At 63.1% G+C, this 22,979-nt stretch carries 21 protein-coding genes; 14 read left to right on the plus strand and 7 right to left on the minus strand.

The features are described from left to right. Window positions 1-36: 36 nt before the first annotated feature. From NAO55_RS05705 to pqqA (NAO55_RS05730), 6 genes are all read right to left on the minus strand, one after another. Entirely contained in the window at window positions 37-882 is an 846-nt protein-coding gene (locus NAO55_RS05705; protein WP_102841133.1) for a beta/alpha barrel domain-containing protein, read from the minus strand. After that, on the minus strand, window positions 875-1,975 hold the full coding sequence (gene serC, locus NAO55_RS05710; protein WP_102841132.1) for a 3-phosphoserine/phosphohydroxythreonine transaminase: 1,101 nt from the start codon (window positions 1,973-1,975) through the stop codon (window positions 875-877). Before serC ends, NAO55_RS05705 begins: the two co-directional genes overlap by 8 nt. Then, entirely contained in the window at window positions 1,956-2,459 is a 504-nt protein-coding gene (locus NAO55_RS05715) for a urate hydroxylase PuuD (protein ID WP_102841131.1), read from the minus strand. Before NAO55_RS05715 ends, serC begins: the two co-directional genes overlap by 20 nt. 85 nt (window positions 2,460-2,544) lie before the next feature. Next, window positions 2,545-3,690 carry a pyrroloquinoline quinone biosynthesis protein PqqE gene (gene pqqE / locus NAO55_RS05720; protein WP_102841130.1) on the minus strand — a complete coding sequence of 382 codons (1,146 nt, stop codon included), beginning with the start codon at window positions 3,688-3,690 and terminating at the stop codon, window positions 2,545-2,547. Next, a complete protein-coding gene (pqqD, locus tag NAO55_RS05725; RefSeq protein WP_063543667.1) occupies window positions 3,659-3,949 on the minus strand; it encodes a pyrroloquinoline quinone biosynthesis peptide chaperone PqqD in 291 nt (96 codons plus the stop codon). Before pqqD (NAO55_RS05725) ends, pqqE (NAO55_RS05720) begins: the two co-directional genes overlap by 32 nt. A 56-nt stretch (window positions 3,950-4,005) precedes the next feature. Then, window positions 4,006-4,080: a pyrroloquinoline quinone precursor peptide PqqA gene (pqqA, locus tag NAO55_RS05730; RefSeq protein WP_003296405.1), complete on the minus strand. Its 75-nt coding sequence runs from the start codon at window positions 4,078-4,080 to the stop codon at window positions 4,006-4,008. Between the two features lie 410 nt (window positions 4,081-4,490). Between pqqA (NAO55_RS05730) and exaC the strand changes: the two genes are divergently transcribed. From exaC to NAO55_RS05800, 14 genes are all read left to right on the plus strand, one after another. Beyond that, window positions 4,491-6,011, plus strand: a complete 1,521-nt coding sequence (gene exaC, locus NAO55_RS05735) for an acetaldehyde dehydrogenase ExaC (protein ID WP_102841129.1) — start codon at window positions 4,491-4,493, stop codon at window positions 6,009-6,011. A 243-nt stretch (window positions 6,012-6,254) separates the two neighbouring features. Continuing rightward, complete coding sequence (locus tag NAO55_RS05740; protein ID WP_063543000.1) at window positions 6,255-7,373, plus strand: oxidoreductase; 1,119 nt, start codon at window positions 6,255-6,257, stop codon at window positions 7,371-7,373. A gap of 177 nt (window positions 7,374-7,550) precedes the next feature. Continuing rightward, entirely contained in the window at window positions 7,551-7,622 is a 72-nt protein-coding gene (pqqA, locus tag NAO55_RS05745; RefSeq protein ID WP_003284930.1) for a pyrroloquinoline quinone precursor peptide PqqA, read from the plus strand. A gap of 47 nt (window positions 7,623-7,669) precedes the next feature. Further along, window positions 7,670-8,581 (plus strand): pyrroloquinoline quinone biosynthesis protein PqqB, encoded by a 912-nt coding sequence (pqqB, locus tag NAO55_RS05750; protein WP_102841128.1) that lies wholly within the window; start codon window positions 7,670-7,672, stop codon window positions 8,579-8,581. A gap of 76 nt (window positions 8,582-8,657) precedes the next feature. Continuing rightward, entirely contained in the window at window positions 8,658-9,410 is a 753-nt protein-coding gene (gene pqqC / locus NAO55_RS05755) for a pyrroloquinoline-quinone synthase PqqC (RefSeq protein ID WP_017245082.1), read from the plus strand. A gap of 78 nt (window positions 9,411-9,488) precedes the next feature. Next, window positions 9,489-9,767 (plus strand): pyrroloquinoline quinone biosynthesis peptide chaperone PqqD, encoded by a 279-nt coding sequence (pqqD, locus tag NAO55_RS05760; protein ID WP_017245083.1) that lies wholly within the window; start codon window positions 9,489-9,491, stop codon window positions 9,765-9,767. Continuing rightward, window positions 9,739-10,893 (plus strand): pyrroloquinoline quinone biosynthesis protein PqqE, encoded by a 1,155-nt coding sequence (gene pqqE, locus NAO55_RS05765; protein ID WP_102841127.1) that lies wholly within the window; start codon window positions 9,739-9,741, stop codon window positions 10,891-10,893. Before pqqD (NAO55_RS05760) ends, pqqE (NAO55_RS05765) begins: the two co-directional genes overlap by 29 nt. Next, complete coding sequence (locus tag NAO55_RS05770) at window positions 10,890-12,815, plus strand: S9 family peptidase (RefSeq protein ID WP_102841126.1); 1,926 nt, start codon at window positions 10,890-10,892, stop codon at window positions 12,813-12,815. The genes pqqE (NAO55_RS05765) and NAO55_RS05770 overlap by 4 nt, the downstream gene beginning before the upstream one ends. Before the next feature lie 106 nt (window positions 12,816-12,921). Then, window positions 12,922-14,085, plus strand: a complete 1,164-nt coding sequence (gene ercA, locus NAO55_RS05775) for an alcohol dehydrogenase-like regulatory protein ErcA (RefSeq protein WP_102841125.1) — start codon at window positions 12,922-12,924, stop codon at window positions 14,083-14,085. Next, window positions 14,069-15,760: a PAS domain-containing hybrid sensor histidine kinase/response regulator gene (locus tag NAO55_RS05780; RefSeq protein ID WP_102841124.1), complete on the plus strand. Its 1,692-nt coding sequence runs from the start codon at window positions 14,069-14,071 to the stop codon at window positions 15,758-15,760. Before ercA ends, NAO55_RS05780 begins: the two co-directional genes overlap by 17 nt. Before the next feature lie 51 nt (window positions 15,761-15,811). After that, the gene (locus tag NAO55_RS05785) at window positions 15,812-16,156 is read left to right on the plus strand and encodes a hypothetical protein (RefSeq protein WP_102841123.1); all 345 of its coding nucleotides are present in this window, start codon (window positions 15,812-15,814) and stop codon (window positions 16,154-16,156) included. A 90-nt stretch (window positions 16,157-16,246) separates the two neighbouring features. Further along, window positions 16,247-17,500, plus strand: coding sequence for a TolC family protein (locus tag NAO55_RS05790; protein ID WP_102841122.1), 1,254 nt, complete (start codon window positions 16,247-16,249; stop codon window positions 17,498-17,500). After that, entirely contained in the window at window positions 17,497-18,990 is a 1,494-nt protein-coding gene (locus NAO55_RS05795; protein ID WP_102841121.1) for an efflux RND transporter periplasmic adaptor subunit, read from the plus strand. The genes NAO55_RS05790 and NAO55_RS05795 overlap by 4 nt, the downstream gene beginning before the upstream one ends. Then, window positions 18,987-22,106: an efflux RND transporter permease subunit gene (locus NAO55_RS05800; RefSeq protein WP_102841120.1), complete on the plus strand. Its 3,120-nt coding sequence runs from the start codon at window positions 18,987-18,989 to the stop codon at window positions 22,104-22,106. Before NAO55_RS05795 ends, NAO55_RS05800 begins: the two co-directional genes overlap by 4 nt. Window positions 22,107-22,110: 4 nt before the next feature. Here the strand turns inward: NAO55_RS05800 and NAO55_RS05805 are convergent, their stop codons facing one another. Next, window positions 22,111-22,839, minus strand: coding sequence for a hypothetical protein (locus NAO55_RS05805; protein WP_102841119.1), 729 nt, complete (start codon window positions 22,837-22,839; stop codon window positions 22,111-22,113). Between the last annotated feature and the right edge of the window lie 140 nt (window positions 22,840-22,979).

Consider the following 22,979-nt stretch of genomic DNA (forward strand, 5'->3'; position numbering starts at 1 on the left):
CGCCCCGAATCATTCGGGGCGTTTTCGTTTCTGACCTCAACGCAAAAGGCGCCGCGCGACCCAGGGCCCCTGACGCAACAGCGCAGCGTGAATCTGAACAAGACGGGCACCCGCCTGCAGGCGCGCCGCCAGGTGCTCTGCGGTCTGGATTCCGCCAACCGACATCAGCGCCATGTCGTCGCCACAGAATCGATGCAGCTGTTGGATCTGTTCGCAGGCAAGGGCCTGTTGATGCTCATTGCGCCAGGCGTCGTAGCGCTGTCGTGTGGCTGGCGGCCCCGGATCATGAGCCGCCAGTACGCCGTCATAGCTCAGCTCCAACAGCAAGCCCGTCAAAGAGAAGGGAATCTGTCCGGGCAGACAACGCAGTTTCACCGCCAGTGGTACGTGGCGGCCGGCTGAATGATTCAGCACTTGCTGTTCCTCGCGCAGCGCAACGAGCAGCCCCCGCAGCCGTGCGGGTTGATGCAGCAGCGGTGCGCTTGCTGGGCCAATCAGATTGAGCATCAGGTAGTCGGCCTGCCGCCACGCATTTCGCAGCTGGCCACGGCATTCGGCCGATGAGTTTCTCGCATCCAGTGTCAGGTTGATCCCTAGTAGCGCAGGGCCTTGCGGAATGTCGCCGAGGTCATTGGTTTGCGCTGCCGTCATGCTGCCGATTTCGGTGAAGCCGAAACCCAGGGTGGCGACGCGCCGTGCCAGACGTCCGTTTCGATCAAAACCGGCAGCGATCCCAAGAGGAGAGCGGAAGCTCAGTCCCATTGCCGCGACTGGCTGTGTGAGGTCGCCCCGGGTAACGCTGCAGGCAGCGCTGGTGATGCCTAGCGCAAGACGCTGCAGTGCCCTGCGGCCGAGCATTGCCCAGCGCATGTCGCTATCCATGCTGCCGCTCGAATGCTGTCATGAACGAAACCAGCCGCCGGACCCCAGCCACTGGCATGGCGTTATAAAGGCTAGCCCGTACGCCGCCGGCGGCGGGATGTCCAGCCAGATTGGCGAGACCGTTCTGCGCTGCGTCCTGCAGGAAGGTTTCGACAAGCGCCGTATCAGCAAGCTGGAAACAGACGTTGATCGCCGAGCGATCCTGGCGACGCTGCAAGCATTTGAAGAGGCGGCTGCCATCTATGTATTCATACAGCAACCGGCTTCGGACTCGTGCCGCTGCCGCCATCGCCTCAAGCCCGCCGTTATGCCTGATCCAGCGCAGCATCAAGCCGGTCACATAAAGGGCGAACGTCGGAGGTGTGTTCAGGCGACTCAGATGCTCTGTCTGCATGGCGTAGCTGAAAACGCTGGGAAGCCCTGGGGGCGGCACGCGCAGCAGATCGTCGCGCACGATGACGACGCATAAGCCGGACACGCCCAGATTCTTTTGTGCGCTGGCATAGATCAGCCCGAAGCGTTCGACTGGAATCGGGCGGGTCAGGAAATCGGAGGTCATATCGGCCACCAGTGGCACGGCTAGGCGGGGGAACTCCTGCATCTGCAGTCCGTTGCCGGTCTCGTTACTGGTGATGTGGCAGTACCCGGCTCCAGCGTCGAGCCGCCATTGATCAAACGCCGGGATGGCGGTAAAAGCCTGATCCGCGCCGCTGGCGATGACGCTCACCTCGGCGTGGCGACGGGCTTCACGGATTGCCTTGCCGGCCCAGTGCCCGCTCTCCACGTAGGCGGCGTGCTGCCCAGGTTGCAACAGGTTGAGCGGCAGCAGGCCGAACTGGGCACTGGCTCCGCCCTGCAGAAACAGTACGTGATAACCGTTGGGAATCCGCAGCAGCCCACGCAGATCATCCTCCACTTCTGCCATGAGTCGCTTGAAGAGCGGCCCGGTAAAGGGCTGCTCGAGTATCGAAAAGCCGGTGTCGCCCCAACTCGGCAGCTCCTCGCGGATCTGCGCCAACACCTCGGCCGGAACCATTGCCGGCCCTGCGGCGAAGTTGTAGCGCTCGGGCCGCTCAGAAGAGATGCAGGCCATGGCCACCAGCCGCCATCAGGAACAACAACGGGAAAGACAGGATGGTATTGCTGCGTGACGAGAGAAAGGTGATGCGTGAGCAGCGCACGCGCTCCTCGAGCGTCGCCGGAACGAAGCCCAGCAGCTTCTTCTGATGCGGCCACAGCACCAGCCAGAGGTTGAGCAACATTAACGTGCCGATCCAGGCGCCAAGACCGATCACAGCAAGCGGCCCTTGCAGTAGCAATGCATCGGCAAGCCAGCCGCGTTGCCAGAGCATGGCCATCCCGGACAGCCACACCACCACAGACGCATAGCGGAAAATGCCGTGCTCTCGCTTCATTCGCACTTCCAGATCGCGATTCAGCGTGGCGGTGTCGATGCCGTTCTGCAGCGGTAAGAAGCGCGGGTTCTGGATGAAGTTGGCGTAGTTATGACCAATCCAGACCAGGGCGAACAGGAGGTGGGCATAGCGTGCCAGCACGTCGATAACAGGCAGTTGCATGGCTCAGCCCACCAGCCAGTAACGCAGCAGCAGGTAGCAACCGAGGGTCAGTGAAAGCCCGGCGCTTATGGTCCCGGCAAAGGAATCATGAGGCAGCTTCATAATCGACTCCCTGGCTGGCCTGTCGGGCGATCAGCGTGCCTTGCGGGCGCGCGGCGTCTTGCGCGAGTTCCACGGCCTGGCGAATCAGCTGATGATGCGGGGATTTATTGCAGGCCGGATCGGTGTTGGCGCCGTTGCCGGTCAGCAGCAATGCCTGGCAGCGGCAGCCGCCAAAGTCCTTTTCCTTCTCGTCACAGCTGCGACAGGGTTCCGGCATCCAGGCGTCGCCACGGTAGAGGTTGAATACCGGTGAGTCGTGCCAGATCTGCTCCAGCCGGTGTTCGCGCACATTGGGGAAGGTCAGGTCCTTGAAGTTGCTGGCCTGAGAGCACGGCAGCACGTTGCCGTTGGGTGCGATGGTGACATGTATCGCGCCCCAGCCATTCATGCACGCTTTTGGACGTCCCTCGAAGTAGTCAGGGATGACGAAGAATATGGTCAGCTGATCGCCGTAGGATTCTCTTGCACTTCTCACCTGTGCTTCGGCGCGGAGCAGTTCTTCGCGGGTCGGCATCAGCGCATCGCGGTTGAGTAGGGCCCAGTTGTAGTACTGGACGTTGGCCAACTCCAGGTATTCGATGCCCAGATCGACGGCGAAGTCGATTATTTCCGGTACCTGGCCGATGTTCTGCCGGGTGATCGGTACGTTGAGGACCATGGGAAAGTCCATCGACTTGATCAGTCGCGCCATGCCGAGCTTGCGCTCCCAGGCATCGACGCCGGCCAGCTGACGCGCCACGTCACGGTCGGTGGACTGAAAACCGAGCTGGATGTGGCGCAGCCCGGCATCCTTCAGGGCGCGCAGGCGCGCCTCGGTCAGCCCTATCCCGGAGGTGATCAGGTTGGTGTAGTAGCCCATTCGGTCGGCCTCGGCGACCAGCGTCTCGAGGTCCTTGCGCAAGGTCGGTTCGCCGCCGGAGAAGCCGATCTGCATGGCACCCATGGCGCGCGCCTGGGCCATCACGTCGATCCATTCCGCCGTGCTCAGCTCGTCCTGGCGGTAGTCGGCGAAGTTGCGCGGGTTGCTGCAGAACACGCACTGCAGCGGACATTGATAGGTCAGCTCCAGTAGTAGCCAGACCGGGTTGCCGCTGCCATCAAGCCTTAGCTCTGATCCAGCCTTTGGCATGGGACACCTCCAGGAAATTCAGGACGCCGTTGCGGATAGTGTCGATATCGGCTGCGTCGTAGGCCGTATGCAGCTGCTCGATCAGTTCGCTGACGCTGGTCTTGCCGTCGCAACGTTTAAGGATCTCCCCACCCGTTGCATTGAGCTTGACGATGCCTTCGGGATAGAGCAGCACATGGGCCTGCTGCGACTCCTCCCAGCGAAAGAGGAAAGGCGGGCGGATCGTGTAGCAGCTGGCCGACGATATGGTTGTTGTCATGTCGAGCTCCTCGCTCGACCGGCGCAATGGCTTGAGCCATCACGCCGGTCGTGACTTCAGCGCACGTAGACGTACGCGGTGACTTCGAAGCCCAGGCGCAGGTCGCAGAAGTCCGGATTGATCCACTGCATGGCGTATCTCCTCATCGTTGTGGTCGGGAAAAGCGATGTCGCACCTCGAAGCTAAGGCGCTTTGGCGGGCCGGCTAATAAGACTTTGGGGTTGGTTTTGCCGCCTTTTGGTCGTGCTTTTCTTGCGTTGCAGGAGAATTTGCGCTTTAGCTCGACGCCCTTGTTCAGGGTCATTTTTAGGGTGCGATTCCGGGCCTATTCTGCTCGGCTTTTTCTCCCGTTCCGGCATGCTCGAATCAATCGCAAACCGCCATCAGCTCTGCCTCTGCGCCTTGCCATCTACTACCAAATGAGGAGCCCTCCGCTGCCATGGGTGCATACCGGAGCGAAGACCCCACTGCCTAAGATCGGTCCATGTCCTGTGCACCTTCCGGCGCAGGCTCCGACAAGCAGAACAAAGAGAGGCCCATCATGATCTATGCCCAGCCCGGTACCCCTGGCGCCGTTGTTTCCTTCAAGCCGCGCTACGGCAACTACATTGGTGGTGAATTCGTGCCGCCGGTCAAAGGCGAATACTTCGTCAATACCTCGCCGGTCAATGGTGAGGTGATCGCCGAGTTCCCGCGTTCGGGTGCCGAGGATATCGAGAGGGCTCTCGATGCTGCTCACGCCGCTGCCGATGCCTGGGGACGCACCTCTGTCCAGGATCGCGCCAACATCCTGCTGAAGATCGCCGACCGCATCGAGGCGAATCTGGAAAAGCTCGCAGTCGCCGAAACCTGGGACAACGGCAAAGCCGTTCGTGAAACCCTGAACGCCGACGTACCGCTGGCTGCAGATCACTTCCGTTACTTCGCGGGCTGCATCCGCGCTCAGGAAGGCAGCGCTGCAGAAATCAACGACACCACCGCGGCCTACCATTTCCATGAGCCGCTGGGCGTGGTTGGTCAGATCATTCCGTGGAACTTCCCGCTGCTGATGGCCGCCTGGAAGCTGGCTCCGGCCCTGGCCGCTGGCAACTGCATCGTGCTCAAGCCGGCCGAGCAGACCCCGCTGTCGATCATGGTATTCATCGAAGTGGTCGGCGATCTGCTGCCACCGGGCGTTCTGAACATCGTTCAGGGCTTCGGCAAGGAGGCAGGCCAGGCGCTGGCTACCAGCACCCGCATCGCCAAGATCGCCTTCACCGGCTCGACCCCGGTTGGTTCGCACATCATGCGCTGCGCCGCCGAGAACATCATTCCGAGCACCGTGGAGCTGGGTGGCAAGAGCCCGAACATCTTCTTCGAAGACATCATGAATGCAGAGCCTGCATTCATCGAAAAGGCTGCCGAGGGCCTGGTGTTAGCCTTCTTCAACCAGGGTGAGGTCTGCACCTGCCCGTCGCGCGCACTGATTCAGGAATCGATCTTCGAGCCCTTCATGGAAGTGGTGATAAAGAAGATCAAGGCGATCAAGCGTGGCAACCCGCTGGATACCGACACCATGGTCGGCGCCCAGGCATCCGAGCAACAGTTCGACAAGATCCTCTCCTACATGGAGATCGCTCAGCAGGAAGGCGCGCAGATCCTCACCGGCGGTGCTGCCGAGAAGCTCGAAGGTGGCCTGGCCTCCGGTTATTACGTGCAGCCGACCCTGATCAAGGGTCACAACAAGATGCGTGTGTTCCAGGAAGAGATCTTCGGGCCGGTGGTTGGCGTGGCGACCTTCAAGGACGAGGCCGAAGCCCTGGCAATCGCCAACGACACCGAGTTCGGCCTGGGTGCCGGCGTCTGGACCCGCGACATCAACCGCGCCTACCGCATGGGTCGTGGAATCAAGGCCGGTCGCGTCTGGACCAACTGCTACCACCTGTACCCGGCGCATGCCGCGTTCGGTGGCTACAAGAAGTCCGGCGTCGGCCGCGAAACCCACAAGATGATGCTCGACCACTACCAGCAGACCAAGAACCTGCTGGTCAGCTACGACATCAATCCGCTCGGATTCTTCTGATGAGGGCCCCGGCGCGTGTGCTCCAGCGCGCCGGTTTATTTTGCTACGCACGTCATGTGCAGGGATCCGCGCCGATTCTGTAGTTACCCCCTCGGATCGAGCGCAAGGTTCCTATCGCAAACGCGGCTTCGGCCGCGTTTTTTTATGCTCCGGATTCGACCAGCCATCGCGACCATCGAACTCCCCCTAGCCGAAGCGCCTCACATCTGCATAGGCCAATATCGGAAGTAGAGGAGGTCACCCATGCCGCAACTGCTCGAGCCCTGCTCGCTGAAGCACCTGCGCTTACGCAATAGAGCCGTCGTCGCTCCCATGACGCGGGTCAGCGCCGAGCCCGAGGGAGCTGCCAACGAACTGATGCGCGACTACTACGCGTCCTTCGCCAAAGGCGGCTTCGGCATGCTCGTCAGCGAGGGAATCTACACCGATACCGCTTATAGCCAGGGCTATTTCAACCAGCCTGGGCTTGCCACCGAGGTACACCGGGACAGCTGGAAACCTGTCGTGCAAGCGGTTCACGAAGCCGGCGCGACGTTCATCGCGCAGCTCATGCATGGCGGTGCCCAGACCCAGGGCAACATCCATCACGCCCGCCATGTGGCGCCGTCGGCGATACAGCCGAGCGGATCGCAGCTGACGTTCTACGGCGGCGAAGGTCCCTACGCCACGCCGGCCGAGATGAGCGAAGACGACATCCAGCAAGCCATCGCCGGTTTCGCGCTGGCTGCCAGGCATGCTCGGGACGCTGGCTTCGACGGCATCGAACTGCACGGTGCCAACGGCTATCTGCTGCACGAATTCATGAGTGCCGAGTTCAACCAGCGCAGCGATCAGTGGGGCGGTGATTTTCTCGAACGCCTGCGCATGCCACTGGCGGTGATCGCCGCCGTGCGAGCCGCGGTGGGCGACGAGTTCGTGGTAGGGATGCGGTTGTCGCAGAGCATGGTCTGTGACGGCCGACTGAAATGGGAGGGCGGTGAGCAGCTGGCCCGACAGCGCTTCAGCACCCTTGCTGACGCGGGACTCGATTATCTGCATATCACTGAACCCGACGCCGCCGCCCCGGCCTTTGTCGAAGGCCCGAGCCTTGCTGCCATCGCCAAGGGCAGCGTCGCGATCCCGGTGATCGGTAACGGTGGCATCGTCACCGGCGAGCAGGCCGAGGCCTTGCTCGGTCGCGGCGAGATGGATCTTGTGGCGGTTGGCAAGGCCGCGCTGGCCAACAACGATTGGCCGCTACGCATTCAGCAAGGCATCGAGCTGAGCGATTTCGACGGCTCGATGTTCGTGCCGATGGCCACCATCACCAACGAGCTGGCCTGGCGCAATGCCCATGATCGGCCAGCGCTGCGTACCAGTTGACATGCCTGGCAACGAGGCGTCAGCTGTACTGAAACCTGGTAACAGATACGTGCCGTCCGTCGGGCACTACCAAGGCACGGCGCTGTCTCCTTCCAAAGTACCATTCTGCTGAATGCAGAACAGGGGGCTTAATTGGGTTGTCGGAATCTTCCGGCACCATAAAAAGAGGACCGACCTATGTGGACTAAACCCGCCTTCACCGACATGCGTATTGGTTTCGAAGTCACCATGTACTTCGCAAATCGTTGATCGATCAGCCCCGGCTCCGGCCGGGGCTTTGCTTTTGGGGGCTGTCCATGTTCATCCGAATTCTCGGTTCCGCCGCGGGTGGAGGTTTTCCGCAGTGGAACTGCAACTGCGCCAACTGTGCGGGCCTGCGCGCCGGCACACTCAACGCCAAGGCGCGTACCCAGTCGTCTATCGCCATCAGCGATAACGGTGTCGACTGGATTCTGTGCAATGCATCGCCGGACATCCGCGCTCAGCTGGAGTCATTCCCGACGCTGCAGCCGGCCCGTGCGCCACGCGATACCGCCATCGGTGCGATCGTTCTGCTGGACAGCCAGATCGATCACACCACCGGCCTGCTGACCCTGCGTGAAGGTTGCCCGCACGAGGTCTGGTGCACCGAGATGGTGCATCAGGATCTGACCACCGGGTTCCCGCTGTTCAACATGCTCGAACACTGGAACGGCGGCTTGAAATGGAATCCCATCGCCCTGACCGGCAGTTTCACGATTCCCTGTTGCCCCAGCCTGCACATCACGCCGATTCCGCTGCGCAGTTCCGCGCCGCCATATTCGCCGCACCGCAATGACCCGCATCCCGGCGACAACATCGGCCTGCTGATCGAGGATCGTAAAACCGGTGGCACGCTGTTCTATGCGCCGGGCCTGGGCAAGGTCAGCGACGAACTGCTGGAAACCATGCGCCAGGCCGACTGCCTGCTGGTCGACGGCACCCTGTGGCGCGATGACGAAATGCTTGTGCGTGAGGTCGGCACCAAGCTCGGCAGCGAAATGGGGCACCTGCAGCAGAGTGGCCCCGGCGGCATGATCGAAGTGCTCGATGGCATGCCCGCGGTGCGCAAGATCCTCATCCACATCAACAACACCAATCCGATCCTCGATGAAGACTCCGTCGAACGCGAGATCCTCAGCGAGCATGGAATCGAAGTGTCCTTCGATGGCATGAACATCGAGCTATAGCAGCTCATCGCGGCTTCAGTCGCACGCTGCAGCAAAACCCGAACAGCGGAACGATAAGAAAAGGAAAGACACTGCCATGAACCTGCCAGCCATGAGCCCCGCGGAATTCGAACAGGCGCTGCGCGCCAAGGGCGAGTACTACCATATTCATCACCCGTTTCACCGGGCCATGTATGCCGGGCAGGCGACACGCGAGCAGATTCAGGGCTGGGTCGCCAACCGTTTCTACTACCAAGTCTGCATTCCGGTGAAGGATGCGGCGATCATGGCCAACTGTCCGGACCGCGACACCCGCCGCGAGTGGATTCAGCGCATCATCGACCACGATGGCGCGCCGGGCGAGGAGGGTGGCATCGAAGCCTGGCTGCGACTGGCCGAAGCTGTCGGGCTCGATCGCGAGCAGGTGCTGTCGCAGGAACTGGTGCTGCCTGGTGTACGCTTCGCCGTCGACGCCTACGTCAACTTCGCCCGCCGCGCAAGCTGGCAGGAGGCCGCCAGTAGCTCGCTGACCGAACTCTTTGCCCCAACCATTCACCAGTCGCGCCTGGACAGCTGGCCGCAGCACTATCCCTGGATCGACGCCTCGGGCTACGACTACTTTCGCAAGCGCCTGAAGGAAGCACGCCGCGATGTCGAGCACGGCCTGCGCATCACCCTGGATCACTATCGCACCCGCGAGGCCCAGGAGCGCATGCTGAACATTCTGCAGTTCAAACTCGATGTGCTGTGGAGCATGCTCGACGCCATGAGCATGGCCTATGAGCTGGATCGCCCGCCGTATCATACCGTCACCTGCGAGCGCGTCTGGCACAAGGGCATCAGCATCTAAGCGCCTGGTAGGGTGGGTTGCGGCCCATCACCGCCGGGGGCCAGATCGACGCCTGCACGCCCATTGATGAGAGAAGACATGAGCGATATCCAACTGACCCAGGTTCCGACCTTTCGCCGAGGCTTTCGCTTCCAGTGGGAGCCGGCACAGAACTGCCACGTACTGCTCTATCCGGAAGGCATGATCAAGCTCAACGAGAGCGCTGCGGCGGTGCTGACCGAGGTGGACGGCACGCGGACCGTTGGCGCCATCGTTGCCGATCTGCAGGCCCGCTACCCTGAGGCCGAGGGCATTCAAGAGGATATCGTCGCGTTCTTGGAGGTTGCCGTTGAACGGTTCTGGATCGAGCTTCGCTAAACCCGGCTACGAGCCCGGCCCGCCGCTCTGGCTGTTGGCAGAGCTGACCTATCGTTGCCCGCTGCAGTGCCCGTACTGCTCCAATCCGCTGGACTTCGCTCGCAGCCACGATGAGCTGACCACCGCCGAGTGGATCGAGGTATTCCGCCAGGCGCGGGAGATGGGCGCCGCCCAGCTGGGCTTTTCCGGAGGTGAGCCGCTGGTCCGTCAGGATCTCGCCGAGCTGATCGCCGCTGCGCGTGGGCTCGGCTACTACACCAACCTGATCACCTCCGGCATCGGTCTCACTGAAGAGAAGATCGCCAGCTTCGCCGAGGCCGGCCTCGACCATATCCAGATCAGCTTCCAGGCCGCGGACGAGGAGGTGAACAACCTGCTCGCCGGTTCGCAGAAGGCTTTCGCCCACAAGCTGGAAATGGCCCGTGCGGTGAAGAAGCATGGCTATCCGATGGTGCTCAACTTCGTCACCCATCGGCACAACATCGACAACATCGACCAGATCATTCGTCTGTGCATTGAACTCGAAGCGGATTTCGTTGAGCTTGCCACCTGCCAGTTCTATGGCTGGGCCGAGCTGAACCGTGCCGGGCTGCTGCCGAGCAAGGAACAGCTGGTACGTGCCGAGCGCATCACCAACGAGTGGCGCGACAAGCTCGCCGCGGAAAACCATCCGTGCAAGCTGATCTTCGTGACGCCCGATTACTACGAAGAACGGCCGAAGGCCTGCATGAACGGCTGGGGCAACCTGTTCCTCGACATCACCCCGGACGGTACGGCGCTGCCCTGTCACAGTGCACGGCAATTGCCGGTGGAATTTCCCAATGTGCGCGAGCACAGCATCGAGCACATCTGGCGACACTCGTTCGGCTTCAACAAGTTTCGCGGTTACGACTGGATGCCCGAACCCTGCCGCAGCTGCGACGAGAAGGAGCGCGACTTCGGTGGCTGCCGCTGTCAGGCATTCATGCTCACGGGCGATGCCGCGAACGCCGACCCGGTGTGTAGCAAGTCGGCGCATCACGGCACCATTCTCGCTGCTCGGGAGCAGGCCGAGCATGGCGCCCTCGGCCTCCACCAGCTGCAGCATCGCAACGAAAAGGCCTCCCGCTTGATCATCAAGGCATGACGGCACCCGGAGCTGCCCCGCAAGGTACGGCAGCCGCGCGCCTGCCGTATGGTTTCTGGCCCAGCGACTGGAGCGCCGAGGCCGCCGCGGCCGCCAGCCGGGATTTCGCCGAGCTGCGGGCCGGGCAGGGTGGGTTGTTCTGGATCGAGTACGACCCCGCCGAAGGGCGCTGCAGCCTGTGGTTCTGGCGGGCCGGCCATGCGCGCTGCCTGACGCCGGCAGGGTATTCGGTCCGCAGCCGCGTCTATGAATACGGCGGCGGCGCGTTCTGCCTGACCGGGCAGGGCCTTGCTTTCGTCAACGAAGCGGACCAGCAGATCTACCTGCAAACGCTGAGCGAAGGTCAGCCTTTGCCGTCGGCGCTGACTGCGCGTCCCGACTGCCGCTATGGCGATCTGCAGTACGACCGCCACGAGAACGCTATCGTCGCCCTAGAAGAATCGCGCGAAGGCGATGGGGTGGTGCATCGGCTGGTGAGCATCGCCATCGCCGATGGCACACGTCGACTCCTCGTCGAAGGGGCTGGCTTCTACGCGTCACCCACGCTTGGTCCTGATGGTCGCCGCCTCGCCTGGATCGAGTGGGATCGCCCTGAGCAACCCTGGACCTCAACGCGCCTGTGCAACGCCGAGCGCCAGCCGGACGGGGGGTGGGGGGCGGTGCGATGCCTGGCCGGCGAGGCGGGTGGCGAATCGCTGCAGCAACCGCGTTTCGCCGAAGACGGTCGGCTGATGTGCCTCAGTGATCGGCTGGGCTACTGGCAACCCTGGGCCGAGCGCGAGGGCGGTTGGGCCTTGCATCCGCTGATCGAGACGAAACCGGAGTCTGCACGGGATTTCGACTGCGCACCCGCGCCTTGGCAGCTGGGTACCAGCAGCTATCTGCCGCTGGCCGATGGCGGCCTGCTGTTGAACCATATGGTCGATGGCTACGGGTTGCTGTTCGAACACGTCGCCGAAGGTCGCCAGCGACAGCTCGCTGGTGCGTTCAGCCGCTGCCGCCAGTTGGCCGCCGACGCCACCCATGTGTTCTGTATCGCTGGCGCAGCGCAGCGCACGCCTGCGGTGCTGGCCATCGAGCGGGCCAGCGGCATGGTGCAGATCCTCGCCGGCGGTGGGATGCCGTTGGCCGGGGCACAGGTCTCCTATCCGCAGCCCATGCGCTTTCCAACCGGCACCGGCGAAACCGCCCATTCGTTTTTCTACGCGCCGCGCAATGTGAACTGCCGGGGCGAACCCGGAACGTCGCCACCGCTGGTGGTGTTCATCCATGGCGGACCGACGTCGGCGTGCTACCCGGTGTTCGACCCGCGCATCCAGTTCTGGACGCAGCGCGGCTTCGCCGTGGTGGACGTCAACTACCGCGGCAGCAGCGGGTTCGGCCGGGCCTACCGACAACGCTTGCGCGAGCAATGGGGTGTGGTGGATGTGGAAGACGCCTGCCAGGCGGCCCGTGCACTGGCGCAGCAGGGGGCTATCGATCCGCAGCGGGTGTTCATCCGTGGCTCCAGTGCCGGCGGCTACACCGCCCTCAGCGCACTGGTGGCGACCGATCTGTTTCGCGGTGGCGCCAGTCTGTATGGCGTCAGCGACCCCCTGGCGCTGCGCCGGGTCACCCACAAGTTCGAAGGCGATTATCTGGACTGGCTAATAGGTGATCCGCGGCGGGTGCCGGAGCGCTTTCGCGAACGCGCGCCGCTGTATAACGCCGAGCGCATCGCTGCACCGATACTCTTCCTGCAGGGCGCGCAGGATGCGGTGGTACTGCCCGAGCAGACCGAAACCATGGTGGCGGCGCTGCGCGGGCGAGGTATCGAGGTGGAGTACCGGCTCTACCCGAACGAGCGACATGGCTTTCGCCAGGCCAATAATCTGGCTGATGCGCTGGAGCGTGAACTGCGCTTTTATCGTGGGCTGCTGTAGAGTTTTCCGCCGGACGGATGGCAGGCAGCCATTAGGTGCATTGCTTTACTTGAGCAATGCAGTAGGCTTGCGCTCGTTGTTACAAAAAATAAAAAAGGCCGCAGTCATGAGCCCGAATATTAGCCTTCAGCGCAAGTTCGTTTCCCCAGAAATCATCTTTGGCGCGGGATGTCGCCACAGCGTCGGGACCTGCGCCGGCAACTTCGGAGCGCGAAAGGTGCTGGTTGTCTCCGACCCCGGCGTGGTCAAGGCGGGCTGGGTGGCTGACGTGCTGGCGAGCCTCGACCGGCAGAACATCGAACACTGCCTGTTCACTGATGTTTCGCCCAATCCCCGTTGCGAAGAGGTGATGCTCGGCGCCGAGCTGTATAGCAGCGAAGGCTGCAACGTGATCGTCGCGGTAGGCGGGGGCAGTCCGATGGACTGTGCCAAGGGCATTGGTATCGTTGCGGCGCACGGGCAACATATCAACGAGTTCGAAGGGGTGGATACGCTGCGTGTGCCCAGTCCACCACTGATCCTGATCCCGACCACCGCCGGCACATCGGCTGACGTGTCGCAGTTCGTGATCATCTCCAACCAACAGGAGCGGATGAAGTTCTCCATCGTCAGCAAAGCAGCCGTGCCGGATGTTTCGCTGATCGACCCGGAAACCACGCTGAGCATGGACCCGTTCCTTTCCGCCTGTACCGGCATCGATGCGCTGGTGCATGCCATCGAGGCGTTCGTGTCGACTGGCCATGGGCCGCTGACCGACCCGCACGCGCTGGAAGCCATGCGACTGATCAACGGCAATCTTGCGCAGATGATCGCCAATCCGGCGGATATCGCGCTGCGCGAGCAGATCATGCTCGGCAGCATGCAGGCCGGGCTGGCCTTCTCCAATGCAATTCTCGGTGCGGTGCATGCCATGTCCCACAGCCTCGGCGGCTATCTTGATCTGCCCCATGGCGTCTGCAATGCCGTGCTGGTCGAACATGTCGTCGCATTCAATTACGACGCCTCGCCGGACCGCTACCGCAAGGTCGCCGAAACCCTGGGCATCGATTCGCGCGGACTGAACCACCGCCAGGTTCGTGAGCGGCTGGTGCAGCACCTGATCGATCTCAAGCAGCAGATCGGCTTCCGAGAAACGCTGAGCCTGCATGGCGTTAACCTTTCCGATATCCCGTTCCTCTCGCAACATGCGATGCAGGATCCCTGCATCCTGACTAATCCACGCTCGTCGACGCAGCGGGACGTCGAGGTCGTCTATGCCGAAGCCCTCTGATGATCAGCATCAGGCCCTGGCGCAACTGCTCGGGTTCGGCAGCCATTCCGCACGCAAGAGTCACTACCCGGAACTGGTGGCACGCCTGGAAGAGCTGGAGGGCGAGCGCAATCGCTACAAATGGCTGTTCGAGCACGCCGTGCATGGCATCTTTCAGGCCAGCCTCCATGAAGGCATTCGCGCCGCCAATCCTGCCTTGGCGCGCATGCTCAATTACGAAACCCCGGAAGAGGCGCTGTGGGCGCTGACCGATCTATCCCATCACCTGTTCATCGGTGGTGAGGAGGAGCTGCGGCAGATCCGCCATACCCTGAGCCAGCAACATGGTCTGTTTGGCTACGAGACGCGCCTGCGCCGCAAGGACGGCAGCGCCATCTACGTGATCATGAACCTGCTGCTCAAGCCGGACGAAGACGGTCTGGTGGAAGGCTTCGTCGCCGACGTGACCGAGCGCAAGCTGGCGCAATTGCGTCTGCTGCAGCTCAACGAAGAGCTCGAGCAGCGCGTCGCCGAGCGCACCTGTGAATTGCGTGAGGCCCGCGATGCAGCGGAAGCCGCCAATCTGAGCAAGGACAAGTATCTCGCCGCGGCCAGCCACGACCTGCTACAGCCGCTCAACGCCGCACGGCTGCTGATCTCGACCCTGCGTGAACGCCAACTGCCGCAGAACGAGCTGCATCTGGTCGAGCGGGCCCACCAGGCCCTGGAAGGCGCCGAAGATCTGCTGACCGATCTGCTCGATATTTCCAAGCTCGATCAGGCCGCGATCAAACCGGACATCGATATCTACTCGCTGGACGAGGTGCTGCTGCCGCTGGTGTCGGAATTCCAGTCGGTCGCTGCTGCGGCGGGCTTGCAGTTGAAACACTACATCCCGCGGGTCGCCATCAAGACCGATTTCCGCCTGCTGACGCGAATCCTGCGGAATTTCCTCAGCAATGCCTGCCGCTATACCGATCAGGGCGCGGTACTGGTGGGTGCGCGCATGCGCGCCGGGGCGCTGCGTATCGAGGTCTGGGATACCGGACGGGGCATTCCGGAGGAGGAGCTGCAGGCGATTTTTCTCGAATTCAATCAGCTCGGGATCGGTCGATCCGCGAAACGCAGTGGCGTAGGGCTGGGATTGGCCATTGTCGACCGTATCGCCAGCATGCTCGGCTATCAGGTGCTGGTGCGCTCGATGCCGGGGCGTGGCTCGGTGTTCAGTATCGACGTGCCGCTGGCCGAAGCGATGCCCCGCGAACGGGTTGCGGCCCCGGCGATCGTGCCGCAGCTGGGCGACCCGCTGCCAGGGCGCCGGCTGCTGGTGATCGACAACGAGGAAAGCATCCTGTTGAGCATGGCTGCCTTGCTCGAACAATGGGGCTGCACGGTGCTGACGGCCACCGACGAGCAAAGCGCAATGACGACGCTGGATGGCGTCGCGCCGGATGCGATCCTCGCCGATTACCATCTGGATCACGGGCTGACCGGCTGGGATGTCGTGCTCGCGGTGCGAGGACGCTTCAACCAGGCGCTGCCGGTGGTGATGATCACCGCCGATCGCAGCGATCAATGCCGCCAGCAACTGCAGGGCTGCGGCGTGCCTGTGCTGAACAAGCCGGTCAAACCCGGCAAGATGCGTTCGGTGCTCAGTCATCTTCTCGCCGGCAATGGCGGGCAGAATTCGGGCTGACACGATCTGGATCAAGTTTTAGCGGGTGTCGGCTCGGCTAGACTCCTCGCCATGAAAGCCCATCTGCGTCTGCTACTCGTCCTGTTGCTTAGCCTCGCGCTCCCCGTGAGTAGCATGGCTGCGCTCGAGCTGAAGGCAGAGCCTTGCCAGATGCAAAGCGACATGGACACTGCCGGGCATCTCGCACACCAGGCTGAAGCTCAGGGCGAGGACACGCATTCGCACGATGGCAATCCACTGTGTAAAAGCGGCCACCAGTGCAAAACCGGCAGCATGTTGCAGGCCGGCGTCGCGCAGCCGCATCTGACTGCCTCGCTGCCGCAACTCGCAGTTCATTACCCAGGGTTCTTTCCCGCCCGCTCCAACGCCGACGTCTGGCGCCCTCCGCGTTACTGATTCCATCGCTGACCTGACTCGCCCCGCGTTCATGCGTTGAGGCGCTGTAGGCATGCCTTGCGGCATGCAGGAAACCGAGGAATCCAATCCATGATCTCCCGATTGATAGGGAAGTACCGGCCGTTCGCGGGCGTGGTGGTTGTCGCCGCGTTCGGCCTGCCCGGCGCAGCCGCCGGGCTGACATTCGACGATGCCCTGAGCCTTGCGCAGCAGCAGGCGCCATCGCTGCGTGCCGAGGCGTCGAGGTTGCAAGCCGCGCGTAGCGAAGCCGTCGCGGCGGACGAACTGCCGGACCCGAAGCTGCTGCTGGGACTGCAGAATCTGCCCATTGAGGGCGCCGAGCGCTGGAGCCTCGATGACGACGGCATGACCATGCGCATGGTCGGCCTTATGCAGGAAGTACCGAACCGCGACAAGCGCAAGGCGCGTAGCGATGTGGCGCAGGCGTCTGTCGAGCGCGCCGCTGCCTCGCGCGAGGTGGAAACCCTCAGGGTGCGTCTGGCGACTGCCCAGGCGTGGATCGCCACCCACGCGGTAGAACGCAAGATCCGGTTGTTCGACCAGTTGTTCGAGGAGAACCGCCTGCTCGCCGAAGCGATTCGGGCGCGTATCGCCGGCGGGCGAGGGCAGTTGACCGACAGCGTCGCGGCGAAGCAACAGGCAGCGTTATTGGCTGATCGCCAGGACGAACTGGAGCAGCAGCGCCGCCAGGCACGCGCGGCGCTGGTGCGTTGGGTCGGCAGCGATGGCAATCAACCGCTGCTCGGCGAACCGCCGCGCTGGGCCATTGCCCCTGAACAACTGGCGCAGCGGGTCGGCCAGCACCCGCAACTGACCGCCTATGCGCCGCTGACCCAAGTGGCGCAGGCACGCATCCGTGAGGCGACCGCCGAGAAACAGGTCGACTGGAGCTGGGAGGTCAGCTACCTCAAGCGCGGTCGCGAGTATGGCGATATGGTCAATCTGCAATTCAGTTTCGACCTGCCGGTGTTCCAGCGCTCGCGGCAGAACCCGCGGATCGCCGCCCGCTACGCCGAGCTTGAACAACTGGAAGCCGAACGCGAAGCCATGACGCGCGAGTTCGTTGAGCGGCTGGACGTCGAGCTGGCCGAGCTGGATCGCTTGCAGCGCGCACTTGAACGCAACGCAGAGGTGCTGCTGCCGCTGGGAGAGGAAAAGGTGGAGCTGGCGATGGCCGGCTATCGCGCCGGGACCAGCGAACTGGAAGCGGTGCTGACAGCGCGCAACGAACTGATCGAGACCTGCCTTGAGCACATCGACCTGCAAGGTCTGGTAGCCATCGCGGCTGCGCGCTTGCACTTCGCTTACGGAGAAGCCAAATGAGCCGGAACATTCTCGCAAGCGTCACCCTGGCCGGGGTCACGGCGCTGATCGGCGCGGCTGGCGGCTACTGGCTGGCCAGCGCTGATGACCAGGCATCCGAACCGCTCGCACCCGTCGTCGAGCGTGATGCCAAAGTGCTGTACTGGTACGACCCGATGGTGCCGCAGCACCGTTTCGAAAAGCCCGGCAAGTCGCCGTTCATGGATATGGACCTGGTGCCACGCTACGCCAATGAGGATGGCGACGTTGCAGCCATCAGTATCGATGCCGGCGTCACGCAGAACCTTGGTGTTCGCCTGGCGACCGTCAGCCGCGGACAGCTGACGAATGTGGTCGACGCGGTCGGTGTGCTCGAATACAACGCGCGTGATGTCGCGCGGGTTCAGGCGCGAGCCGGCGGGTTCGTCGAACGTGTCTATCGGCATGCGCCAGGCGATGTGCTGGACAAGGGCGCAGCGCTGGCCGACCTGCTGATTCCCGAGTGGACGGCTGCTCAGGAGGAATACCTGGCTTTGCGGCGAATCGGCGAACCGGCGCTGCTGGCGGCCGCACGGCAGCGCCTGCGTCTGGCCGGCATGCCGGAATCGACCATCAGCCAGCTCGAGCGCAGTGGCAAGGTCAATGCGTCCATTACCATTTCCACCCCGATCGCCGGCGTACTGCAGGAACTGGACGTTCGCGAAGGCATGACGCTTGCGGCCGGTGCGCCGCTCGCGCGGATCAATGGTCTGGACAGCGTCTGGCTGGAAGTGGCAGTACCAGAGGCGCAGGGCCAGGGAATCCGCGTCGGCCAGCGCGCCACCGCGCGGCTGCCGGCGCTGCCGGGCCAGCTCATCGAGGGTGAGATCAGCGCGGTGCTGCCGGAGGCCAATGCTGCAAGCCGCACCCTACGTGTGCGGATACAGCTGCCCAATCCAGACGGACTGCTGCGGCCCGGGCTGACGGCTCAGGCCAGCCTGGCCAGTGGTGACGATGCGTCGGTTCTGCTGATTCCGGGCGAGGCTGTCATTCGCACCGGGCGCCGCAGCCTGGTAATGCTGGCCGAGGCTGGCGGCCGCTATCGTCCGGTGGAAGTCGAGACCGGGCGGGAGAGCGGCAGCCAGACCGTCATCCTCCGCGGCCTGGAAGAGGGCCAGCAGGTGGTCGCATCCGGCCAGTTCCTGCTGGACTCCGAAGCCAGCTTGCGCGGCATCGTCGCGCCGCCCGCGGCCAGTGATGCGCAGCACGACCATGATCATGGCCATGCTCAGCCGGCACCGGCGCTGCATGAATCCGAGGGTCGTGTCATGGCGCTCGCTGATGCCCGCGTGAAGATCGCTCACGGTCCGTTCCATACGCTTGGCATGCCCGGCATGACCATGGCATTCGCGGTCGCCGATGCGGCATTGCTGCAGGACATCGAGGTCGGGGACCGGGTGCGTTTCGCTGTCCGGGAAACCGATGAAGGCCTGCTGATCGAGCAGATTCAGTCGCTGGAGAAGCAGCCATGATTGCCGCGCTGATTCGCTGGTCCGTCCTCAATCGGTTCCTGGTGCTGATGGCGACGTTGCTGATGACTGCCGTGGGCATCTGGGCGGTGCGTACCACGCCGATCGACGCGCTGCCTGACCTGTCCGACGTGCAGGTGATCATCCGCACGCCCTATCCGGGGCAGGCGCCACAGATCGTCGAAAACCAGGTGACCTATCCACTAACCACCACCATGCTCTCGGTGCCCGGGGCAAAAACGGTGCGCGGCTATTCGTTCTTCGGCGATAGCTTCGTCTATGTGCTGTTCGAGGACGGCACCGATCTGTACTGGGCGCGTTCACGGGTGCTGGAGTACCTGAGCCAGGTGCAGAGCCGGCTGCCGGCCGGTGCCAAGCCATCTCTCGGGCCGGACGCCACCGGCGTCGGCTGGATCTATCAGTACGCGCTGGTCGACCGCAGCGGCACGCACGACCTCGCGCAACTGCGCAGCCTGCAGGACTGGTTCCTGAAGTACGAACTCATCACGCTGCCGAACGTCGCCGAGGTGGCGACCATCGGTGGCATGGTCAAGCAGTACCAGATCGTCCTCGACCCACTGAAGATGGCCAGCCTTGCCGTCACTCAGGCGCAGGTCATCGAGGCCATCGGCAAGGCCAATCAGGAGACCGGCGGCGCCGTACTCGAACTGGCCGAAACCGAATACATGGTCCGCGCCTCTGGCTACCTGCAGACGCTCGAGGATTTTCGCCAGATTCCACTGCAGTTGAGCGCCAGGGGCGTGCCGGTCACGCTGGGCGATGTGGCGCATATTCAGTCCGGCCCGGAAATGCGTCGAGGTATTGCTGAACTCGACGGGGAGGGGGAAACGGTCGGCGGGGTGGTCATCCTGCGCAGCGGCAAGAACGCGCGGGAAACCCTGGCCGCTGTTCACGCCAAGCTCAAGGAGCTGAAAAGCAGCCTGCCCGAGGGTGTCGAGATCGTCACCACCTACGATCGCAGCGAGCTGATCGACCGCGCGGTGGAGAATCTCAGCTTCAAGCTGCTGGAGGAGTTCGTCGTCGTCGCGCTGGTGTGCGGAGTCTTTCTCTGGCACCTGCGCTCTTCGCTGGTGGCGATCGTCTCGCTGCCCATCGGCATACTGATTGCCTTCGTTGTGATGCGTTACCAGGGCATCAATGCCAACATCATGTCGCTCGGCGGTATCGCCATCGCCATCGGTGCGATGGTCGATGCGGCGGTGGTGATGATCGAAAACGCCCACAAGAAGGCCGAGGCCTGGCGCCACGCCAATCCCGGCAAGACACTGGAGGGTGAAGAGCACTGGCAGGTGATGACAAGCGCGGCGCAGGAAGTCGGGCCGGCGCTGTTCTTCTGTCTGTTGATCATCACCCTGTCGTTCATTCCGGTGTTCACCCTCGAAGCCCAGGAAGGCCGCCTGTTCGGTCCGCTGGCCTTTACCAAGACCTATGCCATGGCCGCAGCGGCGGGGCTTTCGGTGACCCTAGTGCCGGTGCTGATGGGCTATTGGATTCGCGGCAAGCTGCCGGACGAGGCGCGCAATCCGCTCAACCGTGGGCTGATACGGGTCTATCGTCCGGCGCTGAATGCAGTGCTGGATCACCCGAAAACCACCATTGCCGTAGCCGTGTTGATCCTGGCTACCACGCTGTGGCCGATGTCGCGACTGGGCGGGGAGTTCCTGCCGCCGATGGACGAGGGTGATCTGCTCTACATGCCTTCGGCCCTGCCGGGTCTGTCAGCACAGAAAGCCGCGCAGCTGTTGCAACAGACCGATCGCATGATCCGCACGGTTCCGGAAGTCGAAACCGTGTTCGGCAAGGCCGGTCGCGCCGAGTCGGCGACCGATCCGGCGCCGCTGGAGATGTTCGAGACCACCATCCGTTTCAAGCCGCGAGAGCAGTGGCGCGCCGGCATGACGCCGGAAAAGCTGATCGACGAGCTGGATCGGGCTGTGCAGGTGCCAGGCCTGACCAATATCTGGATTCCGCCGATCCGCAATCGCATCGACATGCTCGCTACCGGCATCAAGAGCCCGATCGGGGTGAAAATCGCCGGCGCCAACCTGGAGGAGATCGACCGTGTCAGCCAGCAGGTGGAGGCCGTTGCCAGAAAGGTGCCGGGTGTCAGTTCGGCGCTGGCCGAGCGCCTGGTCGGCGGGCGTTACATCGATATCGATATCGATCGTCAGGACGCCGCCCGCTACGGGCTGAACATCGCCGACGTGCACTCAATCGTCTCCAGCGCCATCGGGGGCGAAACCGTAGGTGAGACCATCGAGGGCCTGGCGCGCTACCCGATCAGCGTTCGCTATCCACGCGAGTGGCGCGACACCCCCCAGGCGTTGGAGCAGCTACCTATTCTCACGCCGCAGGGCAGCCAGATCACCCTGGGCAGCGTGGCGCGAGTGCGCATAAGCGACGGTCCGCCGATGCTGCGCAGCGAGAATGCGCGGCTCGCGGGTTGGGTTTACGTCGACGTGCGCGGGCGTGATATCGCGTCGGTCGTCGCCGATCTGCGCGATGCGGTCAGTACCGAAGTCATCCTGCTGCCCGGCATGAGCCTGGCTTACTCGGGTCAGTTCGAGTTTCTCGAGCGCGCTAACGAGCGCCTCAAGCTGGTGGTGCCCGCGACGTTGCTAATCATTTTCTTCCTCCTCTACCTGACCTTCGGCCGGCTGGACGAGGCCGTGCTGATCATGCTGACCCTGCCGTTCGCGCTGACCGGCGGCGTCTGGTTCCTCTATCTGATGGACTACAACCTGTCGGTGGCCACCGGTGTCGGTTTCATCGCGCTGGCGGGGGTCGCTGCGGAGTTCGGCGTGATCATGCTGCTGTATCTGAAAAACGCCTGGGCCGAACAGCAGCGCGACGGGCTGAGCGGCGAGGCCGCGCTGTGCGATGCAATCCGCGAAGGCGCAGTGCAGCGGGTACGCCCGAAGGCGATGACCGTGGCAGTGATTGTCGCCGGCCTGTTGCCGATCCTGCTGGGGGCGGGCACCGGCAGCGAAGTCATGAGCCGCATCGCGGCGCCGATGGTTGGCGGCATGCTGAGTGCGCCGCTGCTGTCGCTGTTCGTGATCCCGGCCGCCTACCGTTTGATGCGCAGAGCGAGGTAATGACTTACTGGCTCGGCTGCATCAGCAACAAAAGGAAGGAGTAGCCGAGCGACCCGAGCAGAAAAGCACCGAATCGGCTGTTCCTTTCCGTCGGCAGTTCCTCCTTCAGAACGTTAAGGATGATCGCGCCGGCAATGAAGGCGGTTACCGCCGATACCCCTAGCTCCGAGAGTTCGATGACCGAGCCGACCGCCCAGCCGATCAGCGTTGACCCCGCCAGGATCCAGCGGCCGCGTCGAGCGAACAGATCCTGGTGGTCATGCTGAAGGGCCACATCGTTGACCATGAAGTGCAGCGCCATGGCCACGGTGTACCAGACCAGTTCCAGCATCTGGTCAGGATCACGGTTGGCGAGGATATTCCCGATCAGTGCGTTGTAGCCGGCGAAGGCACCTATGTGCAGCCAGAACACGCCCGCGTGGGAAGGTGCGCCGTCAGGCCGCTCGTCGCGGTGCTGCTTGATCAGCCGCTCGAGTCCGTAGAAGCAGACCAGGCCGCCTAGCGCCAGCAGATAGGCGTGGTGCTCAAGGTAGCGCAACGGGTGAAACCCGCTATCCTCCATCACCCTCTGCCCGTCGGCCAGTTCGGGGAGCAGGTGCACGAAGACATAGGCGACGGCGACGCCACCGGCTGCGGACAGCCAGCGGCTGCGCGGCAATTGATGTAGTTTGCTCAGCCTTCCGGCCAGCATATGGGTGGCTGTCAGCACCAGTGCGGCGATCAGGGTGAGCATGAGATATCCGCGGAAATGGCCATCAGCTTTGTGACTTTGGCCGTCCATCGGCGTTCAGCATGCAGTTCGTCGGTTGGCGCCGCGGACTTATGATCTCGATCAGTTACCTGCGTCGTGATCGGCCAGGTCGATGTTTTTTT

The organism is Stutzerimonas frequens (assembly GCF_024448335.1).
GTDB classification, from domain to species: Bacteria; Pseudomonadota; Gammaproteobacteria; order Pseudomonadales; family Pseudomonadaceae; genus Stutzerimonas; species Stutzerimonas frequens.